At 60.3% G+C, this 15,865-nt stretch carries 12 protein-coding genes; all 12 read left to right on the top strand.

Annotated features, from left to right (window positions below; translation table 11 throughout):
- Positions 1-7: 7 nt before the first annotated feature.
- The 12 genes from bamA to kdsA all read left to right on the top strand — a co-directional run bounded on the left by bamA (position 8) and on the right by kdsA (position 15,859).
- Positions 8-2,413: an outer membrane protein assembly factor BamA gene (gene bamA, locus H9642_RS14540; RefSeq protein ID WP_251837174.1), complete on the top strand. Its 2,406-nt coding sequence runs from the start codon at positions 8-10 to the stop codon at positions 2,411-2,413.
- A gap of 38 nt (positions 2,414-2,451) precedes the next feature.
- Positions 2,452-2,955 (top strand): OmpH/Skp family outer membrane protein, encoded by a 504-nt coding sequence (locus H9642_RS14535; RefSeq protein WP_251837173.1) that lies wholly within the window; start codon positions 2,452-2,454, stop codon positions 2,953-2,955.
- Between the two features lie 2 nt (positions 2,956-2,957).
- Positions 2,958-4,016, top strand: a complete 1,059-nt coding sequence (gene lpxD / locus H9642_RS14530; RefSeq protein ID WP_251837172.1) for a UDP-3-O-(3-hydroxymyristoyl)glucosamine N-acyltransferase — start codon at positions 2,958-2,960, stop codon at positions 4,014-4,016.
- A 44-nt stretch (positions 4,017-4,060) separates the two neighbouring features.
- Positions 4,061-4,501, top strand: coding sequence for a 3-hydroxyacyl-ACP dehydratase FabZ (gene fabZ, locus H9642_RS14525; RefSeq protein ID WP_251837171.1), 441 nt, complete (start codon positions 4,061-4,063; stop codon positions 4,499-4,501).
- Positions 4,498-5,274 (top strand): acyl-ACP--UDP-N-acetylglucosamine O-acyltransferase, encoded by a 777-nt coding sequence (lpxA, locus tag H9642_RS14520; protein WP_251837170.1) that lies wholly within the window; start codon positions 4,498-4,500, stop codon positions 5,272-5,274. The genes fabZ and lpxA overlap by 4 nt, the downstream gene beginning before the upstream one ends.
- Positions 5,275-5,278: 4 nt before the next feature.
- Positions 5,279-6,418, top strand: a complete 1,140-nt coding sequence (lpxB, locus tag H9642_RS14515) for a lipid-A-disaccharide synthase (RefSeq protein WP_251837169.1) — start codon at positions 5,279-5,281, stop codon at positions 6,416-6,418.
- A complete protein-coding gene (gene rnhB / locus H9642_RS14510; RefSeq protein WP_251837168.1) occupies positions 6,418-7,062 on the top strand; it encodes a ribonuclease HII in 645 nt (214 codons plus the stop codon). Before lpxB ends, rnhB begins: the two co-directional genes overlap by 1 nt.
- A gap of 146 nt (positions 7,063-7,208) precedes the next feature.
- Positions 7,209-10,730 carry a DNA polymerase III subunit alpha gene (dnaE, locus tag H9642_RS14505; RefSeq protein ID WP_251837167.1) on the top strand — a complete coding sequence of 1,174 codons (3,522 nt, stop codon included), beginning with the start codon at positions 7,209-7,211 and terminating at the stop codon, positions 10,728-10,730.
- 122 nt (positions 10,731-10,852) lie between these two features.
- Positions 10,853-11,803: an acetyl-CoA carboxylase carboxyltransferase subunit alpha gene (locus tag H9642_RS14500; RefSeq protein WP_251837166.1), complete on the top strand. Its 951-nt coding sequence runs from the start codon at positions 10,853-10,855 to the stop codon at positions 11,801-11,803.
- A gap of 107 nt (positions 11,804-11,910) precedes the next feature.
- Positions 11,911-13,209, top strand: coding sequence for a tRNA lysidine(34) synthetase TilS (tilS, locus tag H9642_RS14495; RefSeq protein ID WP_251837165.1), 1,299 nt, complete (start codon positions 11,911-11,913; stop codon positions 13,207-13,209).
- Between the two features lie 176 nt (positions 13,210-13,385).
- The gene (pyrG, locus tag H9642_RS14490) at positions 13,386-15,017 is read left to right on the top strand and encodes a CTP synthase (RefSeq protein ID WP_251837164.1); all 1,632 of its coding nucleotides are present in this window, start codon (positions 13,386-13,388) and stop codon (positions 15,015-15,017) included.
- Complete coding sequence (gene kdsA, locus H9642_RS14485) at positions 15,014-15,859, top strand: 3-deoxy-8-phosphooctulonate synthase (RefSeq protein ID WP_251837163.1); 846 nt, start codon at positions 15,014-15,016, stop codon at positions 15,857-15,859. Before pyrG ends, kdsA begins: the two co-directional genes overlap by 4 nt.
- The last annotated feature ends 6 nt before the right edge of the window (positions 15,860-15,865 follow it).

The following is a 15,865-nucleotide window of genomic DNA, read 5'->3' as shown; positions in this document are numbered from 1 at the left end:
GGACTTCATGAAACGCTTGCTACCAGCGGTGCTTGCCGCGCTCATGATCGCCGAGGTCCACGCTGACTCTTTCACCATTAACGATATCCGGGTTAATGGCCTGCAACGCGTCTCGGCCGGGAGTGTCTTCGGTGCCTTGCCGTTGAACGTGGGTGATCAGGTGGATGATCGCCGTCTGGTGGAAGCGACTCGCGAGCTGTTCAAGACCGGTTTTTTTCAGGACATCCAGCTTGGCCGTGACGGCAACGTGCTGGTGATCGATCTGGTGGAGCGCCCCTCGATCTCGGGTATCGAAATCGTCGGTAACAAGGCCATTGGCACCGACGACCTGCTCAAGGGACTGCAGCAGTCCGGACTGGCTGAAGGTGAGATTTTCCAGCGCGCCACGCTTGAGGGTGTGCGCAACGAGCTACAACGCCAATATGTGTCCCAGGGGCGCTACTCGGCTGAAATCAAGACTGAAGTCGTGCCGCAACCGCGCAACCGCGTTGCCTTGAAGATCGATATCAATGAAGGCAGTGTTGCCTCCATTCGCCACATCAATATCGTCGGCAATAGCGTGTTTTCTGATGAAGAGCTGACCGATCTGTTCGAGCTCAAGACCAGCAGTTGGTCTTCATTCTTCAAGAACAACGACAAATATGCGCGGGAAAAGCTCTCCGGTGACCTGGAGCGTTTGCGTTCCTGGTACCTGGATCGCGGCTACATCAACATGGATATTTCCTCGACCCAGGTGTCCATCACGCCTGATAAGAAGCATGTTTACATCACCGTCAATATTGATGAAGGCAAGAAGTACAGCATCCGCGACGTGCGCTTGTCGGGTGATCTGAAAGTCCCGGAGTCAGAAATCCGCGCCTTGTTGCTGGTTCAGAAAGGCCAGGTGTTTTCGCGCAAGGTGATGACCACCACGTCCGAATTGCTGACCCGTCGCCTGGGCAATGAAGGTTATACCTTTGCCAACGTCAATGGAGTGCCGGAAGCTCACGATGAAGACAATACGGTCACCGTGACCTTTGTCGTCGATCCGGGCAAGCGCGCGTACGTGAATCGCATCAACTTTCGCGGCAACACCAAGACCGAGGATGAAGTGCTGCGCCGTGAGATGCGCCAGATGGAAGGCGGCTGGGCCTCGACTTATCTGATCGACCAATCCAAGACGCGTCTGGAGCGCCTGGGCTTTTTCCGCGAGGTCAACGTTGAAACTCCGCAGGTGCCTGGCACCGACGACCAGATTGATGTGAACTACAGCGTCGAGGAGCAGCCCTCGGGTTCGATCATGGCCAGCATCGGCTTCGCTCAGAACGCCGGTCTGATCCTGGGTGCCTCTATCAGCCAGAACAACTTCCTAGGTACCGGTAACCGCGTCAGCTTCGGTTTGACGCGTAGCGAGTACCAGGAGCGCTACAACTTCAGCTTCCTTGATCCGTACTGGACCGAGGACGGCGTCAGCCTGGGTTACAACGCCTTCTATCGCAAGACTGACTATGATGAGCTGGACTACAGCGTCTCCAGCTACTCGGTAAACAGTTATGGCCTGGGTATCAATTTTGGCTACCCGATCAGCGAATATTCACGTCTGAGCTACGGCTTGAGTGCGCAGCAGGACGAAATCGAAACGGGTAGCTACACGGTGGATGAAATCGTCGATTTCATCGATTCGGAAGGCGATTCCTATACCAACTACAAGGCCTCGATCGGTTGGTCGCAGTCGGCGTTGAACCGTGGCGTACTGGCTACGCGCGGACACTCACAAAGCCTCTCCGCGGAAATTACCCTGCCGGGCAGCGACCTGTCGTTCTACAAGATCGATTACCGTGGCCAGATCTTCAAGCCGCTGGGCGATCAGTACAGCCTGCGGTTCCATACGCAGCTCGGTTTTGGCGATGGTTTTGGCAATAGCGACGGATTGCCCTTCTACGAGAACTATTACGCCGGGGGCTTCAACTCGGTGCGCGGTTTCGAGGATGGCAGCTTGGGGCCGCGGAGTACGCCGAGTCTGATCACACGAGCTAACGCAGTGGCTTTTGATGCCAATGGAAATCCCTTGTACGACCAGTTTGGGCGCTTTACCGACCCGGATCAGGACCCACTACCTTTCGGTGGCAACGTGCTGATCCAAGGCGGCGTTGAGCTGCTGTTCCCCTTGCCATTCGTCAAGGACCAGCGCTCGCTGCGCACCTCGCTGTTCTGGGACGTGGGTAACGTCTTCGATACCCAGTGCAGCGCAGCGCGCGAGGCGCGTTATGAAAGTTGCGATATCGATTTCAACAACCTGGCCAGTTCGGTCGGTGTGGGGCTGACCTGGATCACCGCCATGGGGCCATTGAGCTTCAGCCTGGCCAAACCGATTAAGGAACCGGAAGACGCCGATACCCAGATCTTCCAGTTCTCCCTAGGCCAGACGTTTTAATTCCTAGCAATAGCTTGACTACTACCCTGGAGTGCACCGTGCGTAAGTTGACCCAATTGGTTGTGATCGCCACCGCCCTTCTGGCGGCGCCGGCGTTCGCTGAAATGAAGATTGCTGTTTTGAACTATCAGATGGCGCTGCTTGAATCCGATGCCGCCAAGCGCTACGCAGAGGATGCTGAAAAGAAATACGGCCCGCAGCTGAATAAGCTCAAGACCCTCGAAGGCGATGCCAAACGCATTCAGGATCGTCTGGTAAAGGAAGGCGACAAGCTGGCCACTGCCGAGCGTGAGCGTCTGGAGTTGGATTTCAAGCAGAAGGCACGGGACTTCCAGTTCCAGTCCAAGGAACTGAACGAGTCCAAGGCCGCTGCGGATCGTGACATGCTGCAGCAGCTCAAGCCGAAGCTCGACAAGGCTGTCGAAGAAGTCCTCAAGAAAGGCAATTACGATTTGGTGCTCGAACGCGGTTCGGTGGTTGAAGTGAAGCCGCAGTTCGATATCACCCGTCAAGTTATTGAGCGTATGAATCAGTTGCGTTGAATATGAAGTCTATTGTGTTCACTCTCGGCGAACTCGCCGACCGTCTGGGCGCCGCCGTACGTGGCGCCACTGACAAATCGATCTATGGCCTGGCCACCCTGCAGGATGCCGGTCCGGAGCAGCTCAGTTTCCTGGCCAACCCGCAGTATCGAAAATACCTCGCGCAGACCCAGGCTGCGGCAGTCTTGCTGACCGCCGCGGATGCCGAAGGGTACCAGGGCGATGCGCTGATCGTTGCCAATCCCTATCTCGCCTATGCCGAGCTGTCTCATCTGTTCGACCGCAAGCCCAAGGCACCGCCCGGCATCCATCCGAGTGCAGTGGTGGCCGAGGATGCGCAGATCGACCCGAGCGCCAGTATCGGCGCCTATGTGGTGATTGAAAGCGGCGCGCGTATCGGTGCTGACGTGAGTATCGGTGCGCACTGTTTCATCGGCGCACGGTCGAGTGTCGGCGAGGGCGGATGGCTTGCACCACGCGTCACCCTGTATCACGACGTGACCATTGGTCGGCGGGTGGTCATTCAGTCAGGTGCAGTGATCGGTGGCGAAGGCTTCGGTTTTGCCAATGAGAAAGGTGTCTGGCAGAAAATCGCCCAGATCGGCGGCGTAACGATCGGCGACGACGTGGAAATTGGCGCGAATACGACTATAGACCGCGGTGCCCTGGCCGATACCCAGATTGGTCTCGGTGTGAAACTCGATAACCAGATCATGATTGCCCACAACGTACAGATCGGTGACCACACAGCAATGGCCGGCTGCTGCGGCATTTCCGGCAGCACCAAGATCGGCAGTCACTGCATGATCGCGGGCGGCGTTGGCATGGTTGGGCACATTGAGGTGTGCGACAACGTGTTCGTTACCGGGATGACCATGGTGACGCGTTCGATCACCGAACCCGGCTCCTACTCCTCGGGTACGGCCATGCAGACCGCTGCGGATTGGCGCAAGAGCGCCGCGCGCATTCGCCAGCTTGATGACATGGCGCGCCGTTTGCAGCAATTGGAAAAGCGTCTGGCGGCAGTGACCCCAGACGGGGATGCCTCATCTGAAGCTTAACGTTTACTGCATCCCTTTTTTTGTTTTGTAAGGCTCTTTTATACATGATGGACATCAACGAAATTCGCGAATACCTGCCACACCGTTACCCGTTTCTGTTGGTGGATCGCGTGGTAACGCTCGATGTGGAAAACCAGAGCATTCGTGCCTACAAGAATGTCACTGTCAACGAGCCTTTTTTCAATGGTCATTTTCCCCAGCATCCGATCATGCCGGGTGTCTTGATCATCGAGGCCATGGCGCAGGCAGCCGGCCTGCTCGGTTTCAAGATGATGGATGCCAAGCCGAGCGATGGCACCCTGTATTACTTTGTTGGTTCCGACAAGCTGCGATTCCGCCAGCCGGTGGTGCCGGGTGACCAACTGATTCTCGAAGCGCGTTTTCTCAGCTCCAAGCGCGGCATCTGGAAGTTCGCCTGTGAGGCCTCGGTCGACGGCAAGCCTGTATGCTCGGCTGAAATCATTTGTGCGGAACGCAAGCTATGAGTGAAATCGACCCGCGCGCAATCATCGATCCGAGCGCCAGATTGGCCGCTGATGTGGTGGTGGGGCCCTGGTCGATTATTGGCCCGGATGTAGAAATCGGCGAGGGAACGGTCATCGGCTCCCACGTTGTGCTCAAGGGGCCAACGCGGATCGGCAAGCAGAACCGGATCTTCCAGTTTTCAACCGTCGGTGAAGACACCCCGGACCTGAAATACAAGGGGGAGCCGACGCGCCTGGTGATTGGCGATCACAACGTGATTCGTGAAGGTGTGACGATTCACCGTGGCACTGTCCAGGACCGCTCCGAGACGACCATTGGTGATCACAACCTGATCATGGCCTACGCGCATATCGGTCACGATTGCGTTATTGGCAACCACTGCATTCTGGTCAATAACACGGCGCTCGCCGGGCACGTGATCATGGACGACTGGGCGATTTTGTCTGGATATACCCTGGTGCATCAGTTCTGCCACATCGGCGCCCATAGCTTTTCCGGGATGGGTACCGCTATTGGCAAGGATGTGCCGGCTTTTGTCACGGTGTTCGGGAATCCGGCCGAGGCGCGCAGCATGAACTTCGAAGGCATGCGCCGCCGTGGCTTTTCCGATGAGGCCATCCAGGCCCTGCGTCGCGCCTATAAGGTGGTGTACCGCCAGGGCTTGACGGTCGAGCAGGCAATGGCCGAGCTGAGCGAGCCGGCGGCTCGCCACCCGGAAGTGGCGCTGTTTTGCGATTCGATTCGTCACTCCACCCGCGGCATTACCCGCTAAGCCCATGCGTGATAGCAAATTGCGCGTCGCGCTGGTGGCGGGTGAAGCCTCTGGCGATATTCTTGGCTCAGGCCTGATGCGAGCACTCAAGGCGCGCCATCCCGAGGTGGAGTTTATCGGGGTGGGCGGCCCGCTGATGACGCGTGAGGGGCTGGATTCTATCTTTCCCATGGAGCGTCTGGCTGTCATGGGGCTGGTCGAAGTGCTTGGCCGGCTGCCCGAACTGCTCAAGCGCCGCAAGCAATTGATTGCCGAGCTGGTCGCCGCCAAGCCCGACGTGTTCATAGGCATTGATGCGCCGGACTTCAACCTGGATGTCGAGCTGAAACTGCGTCAGGCGGGCATCAAGACGGTACATTACGTCAGTCCCTCGGTCTGGGCCTGGCGACAAAAACGCGTGCTGAAGATCCGTAAGGCCTGCGATCTGATGTTGACGCTGTTTCCCTTCGAAGCACAGTTTTATACCGAACATGATGTGCCGGTGCGCTTCGTCGGACATCCGCTGGCTGACGACATTCCCCTTGACGCCGACCGTTTGGCCGCTCGCGAGACGCTGCACCTGCCCGCCCAGGGCGCAGTGGTTGCGTTGATGCCGGGCAGTCGTGGAGGCGAGGTGGCCAAGCTGGGGACGTTGTTCCTGGATGCGGCCGAGCGCCTGCGCAGCCTGCGACCGGATGTGCATTTCGTCCTGCCCTGCGCCAATGCCGAACGGCGTGCCCAGCTGGAGAGCATGCTGGCCAGTCGTGATCTGCCGCTCAGCTTGCTCGATGGAAACTCTCACTTGGCCCTGGCGGCCTGTGATGTGGTGTTGATCGCTTCTGGTACGGCAACGCTGGAAGCCCTGCTCTACAAGCGTCCCATGGTGGTGGCCTACAAGGTGGCGCCGCTAACCTATCGGATTCTCCAGCGTCTGGTGAAAAGCCCGTATATTTCCCTACCGAATCTACTCGCCCAGCGCTTGTTGGTCCCCGAGTTGATCCAGGAGGCCGCTACGCCCGATACGCTGGCCCAGACCCTGGCGCCGCTGATCGTCGATGGCCATGCGCAAACCGATGGCTTCGATCAGATTCACCGCGCTTTGCGGCGCAATGCGTCCCGTCAGGCTGCCGAGGCGATCTTGGAGTTGGTCGGGGAGGCACGCTGATGCAACTGGGTCTGGATTTCAGCCTGGTCGAAGAACTGGTTGCCGGGGTCGATGAAGTCGGCCGCGGGCCGTTGTGTGGCCCAGTGGTGACGGCGGCGGTAATCCTTGATCCCGCGCGCCCTATCGAAGGGCTCAATGACTCCAAAAAGCTTACCGAAGCTCGACGCGATGAGCTGTTTGAGGAGATTCAGGAGAAGGCGCTGGCCTGGTGCATTGCACGCGCCGAGGTGGATGAGATTGATCGCCTCAATATCCTGCACGCCACCATGCTGGCCATGCAGCGAGCTGTGGAAGGCCTGTCGGTCACGCCGAAACTGGCGCTGATCGACGGCAATCGCTGCCCGAAACTGGCGGTGCCCAGCGCACCGGTGGTCCAAGGCGATGCCAGTGTGCCAGCAATCGCTGCAGCCTCGATTCTTGCCAAGGTCAGCCGTGATCGGGAACTGCAGGCGCTGGATCTGATTTATCCGGGCTACGGCCTGGCGAGCCACAAAGGCTATCCCACCCCAGGCCACCTCGAAGCCTTGCAACGCCTCGGTCCGACGATCATTCATCGACGCTCCTTTGCGCCGGTGCGCAATCTACTGGAATTGCGTGAGGAGGCGATCGTCACGGTCATGGCAGAGAGCGTACTGGCGCCCTAACGCCCGCGTCGCCACGAGCTTTATCCGGAGTCTTGGCGGCACCGTGACGCGCTGTGCACATGGTCCGCTTTTCGGGCAGGCTGCGCCTTGCAGTCTGTGCTTTCCGTTACAATCCCCCGCTTGTCGTCGTCATCGTAAGGTCGTCCATGCCTGTTTCCTTCGTTCACCTGCGCCTGCACACCGAGTTTTCCCTGGTCGACGGACTGGTGCGGGTCAAGCCGCTGGTCAAGGCGGCGGCCGGGGCGGGGATGCCCGCAGTGGCGGTCACCGATCAGAGCAACATGTGCTCGCTGGTGAAGTTCTACAAGGCCGCCCAAGGGGCTGGAATCAAGCCGATCTGCGGGGCCGATATCTGGCTGGCCGGACGCGACGAGGACGGCCCGCTCACCCGTATGACGCTGCTGGTCATGGATGCCAAAGGTTATCGCAACCTGACAGAGCTGGTTTCGCGCGGCTGGACAGAAGGGCAGCGCAATGAGCAGATCATTATTGAGCGTGCGTGGGTCAAGGATGCCGCGGATGGGTTGATTGCCCTGTCCGGCGCCAAGGAAGGGGAGATTGGCCAGGCGTTGCTCAACGGGGACGAAGCCTTTGCCGCCGCCTTGCTCGCGGAATGGCAGGCGGTGTTCCCGCAGCGCTTCTACCTCGAAGTGCAGCGCACCAACCGGGTCAACGACGAAGAATACCTGCACGCTGCGGTGGCCTTGGCGGACCGCTGCGGTGCGCCGCTGGTGGCGACCAACGATGTGCGCTTCCTCTACCAGGAGGATTTCGCCGCCCACGAAACCCGCGTGTGCATTGGTGAAGGCCGTACGCTGGACGACCCGCGGCGACCGCGCACCTATTCCGACCAGCAATACCTGAAAAGCCCCGAGGAAATGTGGGAGCTGTTTTCGGACCTGCCCGAAGCGCTGGAAAACACCGTTGAGATTGCCAAGCGCTGCAACATCGATGTGCAGCTGGGCACGCACTTCCTGCCGGACTTCCCTGTACCGGAAGGCATGACCATCGGCGATTACCTGCGCCATGTGTCCTACGAGGGGCTGGAAGAACGCCTGGCGGTGCTGCTGCCGCCGGAGACCCCGGATTACGCGGCGAAGAAGCAAGTCTATATCGACCGTCTGGAGTTCGAGCTGGGCACCATCATCCAGATGGGCTTCCCCGGCTACTTCCTGATCGTGATGGACTTCATCAAATGGGCGAAGAACAACGGCGTGCCGGTTGGTCCCGGCCGTGGGTCGGGTGCGGGCAGCCTGGTCGCCTACGTGCTGAAGATCACCGACCTCGACCCGCTGGCCTACGACCTGCTGTTCGAGCGATTCCTCAATCCGGAACGGGTATCCATGCCCGACTTCGACGTCGACTTCTGCATGGACGGTCGCGACCGGGTGATTGAGTACGTGGCCGATGCCTATGGCCGCAACGCCGTGAGCCAGATCATCACGTTCGGCACCATGGCCGCCAAGGCGGTGGTGCGCGACGTGGCGCGCGCCCAGGGCAAGTCCTATGGCCTGGCTGATCGACTGTCGAAGATGATTCCCTTCGAAGTCGGCATGACCCTGGAAAAAGCCTATGAGATGGAAGAGCCGCTGCGCGATTTCCTCAAGGTGGACGAGGAAGCGGCGGAAATCTGGGAAATGTCGCTCAAGCTCGAGGGCATTACCCGGGGCACTGGCAAGCACGCCGGGGGGGTGGTCATCGCGCCGACCAAACTCACCGATTTTTCACCGATTGCCTGCGATGCCGAAGGCGGCGGGCTGGTCACCCAGTTCGACAAGGACGACGTGGAGTCCGCGGGCCTGGTCAAGTTCGACTTCCTCGGCCTGCGCACGCTGACCATCATCAAATGGGCGATGGAGACGATCAACCGCGAACAGGCCAAGCAGGGTCTGGAGCCGCTGAACATCGACTTCATCCCGCTGGATGACAAGAAAACCTTCGAGATGCTGCAGAAGGCCGAAACCACGGCCGTGTTTCAGCTCGAATCGCGCGGCATGAAGGAGCTGATCAAGAAGCTCAAGCCGGACTGCCTGGAAGACATGATTGCCTTGGTGGCACTGTTCCGCCCCGGCCCGCTGCAGTCGGGCATGGTGGATGACTTCATCAACCGTAAACACGGTCGCGAAGCCATTTCCTATCCGCATCAGGACTATCAGTACGCGGGGCTGGAACCGGTGCTCAAGCCGACCTACGGCATCATCCTGTATCAGGAACAGGTGATGCAGATCGCCCAGGTCATGGCCGGCTATACCCTCGGCGGCGCCGACATGCTGCGCCGCGCCATGGGCAAGAAAAAGCCCGAGGAGATGGCCAAGCAGCGCGGCGGCTTTATCGAAGGTTGCGCCAATAACGGCATCGACGCCGAGTTGGCAGGCAACATCTTCGATCTGGTGGAGAAATTCGCCGGTTATGGCTTCAACAAATCGCACTCGGCGGCCTACGGTCTGGTGTCTTACCAAACGGCCTGGCTGAAAGCCCATTACCCGGCGCCGTTCATGGCTGCCGTGCTGTCAGCGGATATGCACAACACCGACAAGGTGGTGCCGCTGATCGAAGAATGCCGGCACATGAAGCTGCGCATCGACGCGCCGGATGTGAACCACTCCGAATTCAAGTTCACTGTCGGTGATGATGGCCGCATCATCTATGGCCTGGGAGCGATCAAGGGCGTTGGCGAGGGTCCGGTGGAAGCGATTGCTGAATGCCGTGCGGCGGGTGGTGCTTTCAAGGACCTGTTCGACTTCTGCGCACGGATAGACCTCAAGCGCATCAACAAACGCACCTTGGAAGCCCTGGTTCGCAGTGGCGCATTGGATCGCCTGGGGCCGTTTTTCTCGGCCGACCCCAAATCCTATCAGGCGGGTGTGGACCGCAACCGTGCGGTATTGATGGCGGCCATGGAGGAAGCCATCCACGCCGCTGAGCAAACCGCGCGCAGCCTCGACAGTGGTCATATGGACCTGTTCGGTGGCCTGTTCGCCGAGCCCGAGGCGGACGTCTATGCCAATCACCGCGCTGCGAAAGAGCTGTCGCTCAAGGAACGCTTGCGCGGTGAGAAGGAAACCCTGGGGTTGTATCTGACCGGTCACCCGATCGATGAATACGAAGGGGAGGTTCGTCGTTTCGCCCGTCAGCGGATTGTCGAGCTGAAGCCGGCCCGCGACACCCAGACCGTTGCCGGACTGATCGTCAACCTGCGCGTGATGAAGAATAAGAAGGGCGACAAGATGGGGTTCATTACCCTGGATGACCGTTCGGGACGTATTGAAGCCTCGTTGTTCGCCGATGCCTTCGCCAGTAACCAGGCCTTGTTGCAGACCGATACCCTGGTGGTGGTGGAGGGCGAGGTCAGCAATGACGACTTCTCCGGCGGGTTGCGCTTGCGCGCCAAGCGGGTCATGAGCCTGGAAGAGGCGCGCACCGGTCTGGCCGAGAGCCTGCGGCTCAAGGTGACGACCGAAGCGCTGCACGGCCATCGCTTGCGCTGGCTGGCCGATGTGTGCGGCCGCAATCGCGGTGCTTGCCCGATAACCGTTGAGTACACCGGCAGTCAGGCACGCGCCTTGCTAGAGTTCGGCCCGGACTGGCGGATCGACCCGACCGACAACTTGATTCAAGCGTTGCGTGACCAGTTCGGGCGCGACAACGTCTTCCTGCACTACCGCTAGCAAGCGGCGCTTACTAAGCGTACGCATGCCAGCCTCGACCGTGGGCGCCTGATCCCGTAAGGTAAGGCGCCATATCGAATAGCCGCCCGGCCGCTTGGCCGTCGAAACAAGACGGATGATTTATGAACCCGAATTTCCTGGATTTCGAACAGCCGATCGCCGACCTACAGGCCAAGATCGAAGAACTGCGCTTGGTGGGCAATGACAACGCGCTGAATATCGGCGATGAAATTGCTCGCCTGCAGGATAAGAGCCATGCGCTTACCGAAAGCATCTTCGGCAACCTGACCAGCTGGCAGATCGCGCAACTGGCTCGTCATCCGAAACGCCCCTATACCCTCGATTACGTCGAGCACCTGTTCACCGAGTTCGATGAACTGCATGGCGATCGCCATTTCTCCGATGACCCGGCCCTGGTCGGTGGCGTTGCTCGCCTGGACGACAAGCCGGTAATGGTTATTGGCCATCAGAAAGGCCGCGATGTACGCGAGAAGGTGCGCCGCAACTTCGGCATGCCGCGTCCGGAAGGCTACCGCAAAGCCTGCCGCCTGATGGAAATGGCCGAGCGCTTCAAGATGCCGATCCTGACGTTCATCGATACCCCGGGTGCCTATCCGGGCATCGATGCCGAAGAACGCGGCCAGAGCGAAGCGATTGCCTGGAACCTGCGCGTCATGGCTCGCCTGAAAACCCCGATCATCGCGACCGTAGTGGGTGAGGGCGGTTCCGGCGGAGCACTGGCCATCGGCGTGTGCGACAACCTCAACATGCTGCAGTATTCCACCTACGCGGTTATTTCCCCGGAAGGTTGTGCCTCGATTCTCTGGCGTACCGCCGAAAAGGCCCCGGAGGCGGCTGAAGCCATGGGCATCACCGCCGAGCGCTTACGCGATCTGGGTATCGTGGACGAGGTGATCAAGGAGCCGCTGGGCGGCGCCCACCGCAACCCGGCCGCCATGGCGCAAAGCCTGCGCGCCAGCCTCATTGCGCAACTGGACATGCTGCAGGGATTGGATACAGATGCTTTGCTGGCGCGCCGTTACGAGCGTTTGATGAGCTACGGTATCGCCTGAAGCCCGTTTTAGAATCAAGGTGGGTCGTGCTCTATCGATCCATCGCGGGGCCTTGGAGTTGACCCTTCAGGCGCCCCAGCTTTTACCAGCCGTTTGAGGCTGCGCCTATGTCGCTTGAATCCCGCCTGCTCGACATACTGTCGCCTTGGTGCAATGCGCCGGCCTGGCGCGTGGCGTTTTCTGGCGGCCTGGATTCCACTGTGCTGTTGCATCTGCTGGCTCGCCTGAATCGGCAGCATGCGCTCCCGCCACTGACTGCCATCCATATCCACCACGGTCTGCAACCGGTGGCCGACGCCTGGCCGGAACATTGCCAGGCGTTCTGCGCGCAGCTGAGAGTGCCGTTGCAAGTTGTCAGGGTGGAGGTCCCGCCCGGCGCCAGCATTGAGCAGGCGGCGCGCCGGGCGCGCTATGGGGCGCTCGCAACCGGCCTGGGTGAAGGCGAGGTGGTGGTCACTGCCCAGCACCGCGACGATCAGGCCGAAACCCTGTTGTTCCGCCTACTGCGGGGAGCTGGGGTACGTGGCCTGGCCGCCATGCCGACCAGTCGTGCCTTGGGACGTGGCCAGTTGGTGAGGCCACTCTTGAGCGTGTCGCGTGCCGAACTGGAACATTATGCTCGCGAACATGAATTGTCCTGGGTCGAGGACCCGTCCAACCGTGACACGGCGTACGCCCGCAATTTTCTGCGCCATGACGTCTGGCCAGTGCTTACCCAGCAATGGCCGCAGGCTGCGCAGAGTCTGGCGCGCAGCGCGATGCACATGGCAGAAGCGCAGCAATTGCTGGGCGAGCTGGCGATGCAGGATCTGGCACCGGCCAGCACGCCGGCGCCCTTTGCCTGGCTGGCTCTACCGTCACTGAGCCTGGCGCCGCTTCTGCAGCTGTCCGATGCCCGCCAACGTAACGCTTTGCGCCATTGGCTGGCGCCGCTGACCCGACTGCCTGACACCGACCATTGGGCGGGTTGGCGCAGTCTGCGCGAAGCTGCTGACGATGCGATGCCGCTCTGGCGTCTCGCCGATGGCGAGCTGCGTCGGGCCGAAGGGCGGCTGTGGTGGTTGAGCGGCGACTGGTTGACTGAGCCGGTCGCGCTGCCGCCGTTTGCCGGGACGACGCCCGTGGTCTTGCCGGGCAATGGTGCGGTCCATTGGTCAGGTGAATTACCGGGCGGCGCATTGCGTCTAGCGTATCGGCGCGGTGGCGAACGCATCCACTTGTCGGGACGCGGGCGGCGTGATCTCAAACGTTTGCTCAACGAAAGCAATATTCCGGCCTTCGTGCGCAACCGTTTGCCACTGCTCTACCAAGGGGAAGAGTTGCTTGCCGTAGGCAATTTGCCGCAGTGGCGGCCCGAAGCCGCAGGGACGGGCGAATTGATTTGGCACGCGCCCGATTGGCGATGATCGAGGTTTGAGCTGCCAAACCGATTCGGGTAGACTGCGCTCCCGTCTTACTACAGCTTCTGCGCGGATCCCTTCGGGAGCCCGTGGGAGTTGGCTATTGTTGCATTTGTACGCAATTGCTCCTTCGCTATCCCCGGCGGCGCCGGCCGCTTAAACGCAGACTTCTAGGGTTTTACATGACGCGCTACATCTTCGTCACGGGTGGTGTTGTTTCTTCTTTGGGGAAAGGCATCGCTTCGGCTTCATTGGCAGCCATCCTGGAGGCGCGGGGCCTGAAGGTCACCATGCTCAAGCTGGATCCGTACATCAACGTCGATCCTGGCACCATGAGCCCGTTCCAACACGGTGAGGTGTTCGTCACCCACGACGGCGCCGAGACCGACCTGGACTTGGGTCACTACGAGCGGTTCATTCGCACCCGCATGACCCAGAACAATAACTTCACCACCGGTCGCGTCTACGAAGACGTGCTGCGCCGCGAGCGCCGGGGTGATTATCTGGGCGCCACCATCCAGGTCATTCCGCACATCACCGACGAGATCAAGCGCCGGGTCATCAAGGGCGCCGGCGATGCCGACGTGGCCCTGGTAGAAATCGGCGGGACTGTGGGCGATATCGAGTCGCAGCCGTTCCTGGAAGCGATCCGCCAGTTGCGTGTGGAAGTAGGCGCCAAGCGCGCCATGCTGATGCACCTGACGCTGGTTCCCTACATCGCCACCGCCGGCGAGACCAAGACCAAGCCGACCCAGCACTCGGTGAAGGAGTTGCGCTCCATCGGCCTGCAGCCCGACGTACTGGTCTGCCGCTCCGAGAAGACCATCGACGTGTCCTCGCGACGCAAGATCGCCCTATTCACCAACGTTGAAGAGCGTGCGGTGATCAGCCTGCCGGACGCCGACACCATTTACCGCATTCCCGGCATCCTGCATGCCCAGGGCCTGGACGACTATGTCCTCGAGCGCTTCGGCCTGGACTGCGACGGTGCCGATCTGTCCGCGTGGGAGCGCGTGGTCGATGCCAAGCTGAATCCGGAAAAAGAAGTCACCATCGCCATGGTCGGCAAGTACATGGAGCTGCTGGATGCCTACAAATCGCTGATCGAGGCGATGAGTCACGCCGGCATCCAGAGCCGCACCAAGGTCAACCTGCGTTACATCGACTCCGAAGACATCGAGAACCAGGGCACCGGCCTGCTGGAGGGCGTGGATGCCATCCTGGTACCGGGTGGCTTTGGCCTGCGCGGCGTGGAAGGCAAGATCACCACTGTTCAATACGCACGCGAAAACAAGATTCCCTACCTGGGCATCTGCCTGGGCATGCAGGTGGCGGTCATTGAGTTTGCCCGCAATGTGTTGGGCTGGACCGATGCCAACTCCACCGAGTTCGACAAGGCCAGCGGCCATCCGGTGGTCGGCCTGATCACCGAGTGGCAGGATGCAACGGGCGCGGTGGAAACACGCACCGATGCCTCCGATCTGGGCGGTACGATGCGTCTGGGCGCCCAGGAGTGCCGACTGGAAAACGGCTCCAAGGTGCGTGAGGCTTACGGTGCCGAGGTGATTGAAGAGCGCCACCGCCACCGTTACGAGGTCAACAACAACCTGTTGCCGCAGTTGCTCGAAGGTGGTCTCAGCGTCACCGGTCGTTCCATGGACGGCGCACTGGTGGAAGTAGTCGAAGCACCGAACCACCCGTGGTTCGTGGCCTGCCAGTTCCACCCGGAATTCACCTCCACCCCGCGTGACGGTCACCCGCTGTTCAGTGGTTTCGTCAATGCGGCTCTGGACTACAAGGCTCAGAAGGCATGACCCAGAAGATCATCCGCGTCGGTAACATCGAGATCGCCAACGACAAGCCGTTCGTACTGTTCGGCGGCATCAACGTCATCGAGTCCCGTGATCTGGCCCTGCGTGCCTGTGAAGAATACGTGCGGGTGACCGACAAGCTCGGCATCCCCTACGTGTTCAAGGCCAGCTTCGACAAGGCCAACCGCTCGTCGATCACCTCCTTCCGCGGCCCCGGCCTGGAAGAAGGCATGAAAATCTTCGAAGAGGTGAAGAAAACCTTCGGCGTGCCGGTGATCACCGATGTGCATGAGCCCTATCAGGCCCAGCCGGTAGCCGAGGTCTGCGACATTATCCAGCTGCCGGCCTTCCTGTCCCGCCAGACCGATCTGGTGGTGGCCATGGCCAAGACCGGCGCGGTGATCAATATCAAGAAAGCCCAGTTCCTCGCGCCCCAGGAAATGAAGCACATCCTGAATAAGTGCGAAGAGGCCGGCAACGACCAGTTGATTCTCTGCGAGCGTGGTTCTTCCTTCGGGTACAACAACCTGGTGGTTGACATGCTCGGCTTCGGCATCATGAAGCAGTTCGAGTACCCGGTATTCTTCGACGTCACCCATGCCCTGCAGATGCCGGGCGGTCGCGCCGATTCCGCCGGCGGGCGCCGCGCCCAGGTGACAGACCTGGCCAAGGCCGGTCTGTCCCAGAGCCTGGCCGGGCTGTTCCTGGAGGCCCATCCGGATCCGGATAACGCCAAGTGCGACGGTCCCTGCGCCTTGCGCCTGGACAAGCTGGAGCCTTTCCTTACCCAGCTCAAGCAATTGGATGACCTGGTCAAGCAATTCCCCGTTATCGAGACCGCCTGAGGCATT

The organism is Serpens gallinarum (assembly GCF_014836765.1).
GTDB classification, from domain to species: domain Bacteria; phylum Pseudomonadota; class Gammaproteobacteria; order Pseudomonadales; family Pseudomonadaceae; genus Serpens; species Serpens gallinarum.
The sequence above is the reverse complement of the archived record's forward strand: the minus strand, read 5'-3'. Positions and strand labels throughout refer to the sequence as shown.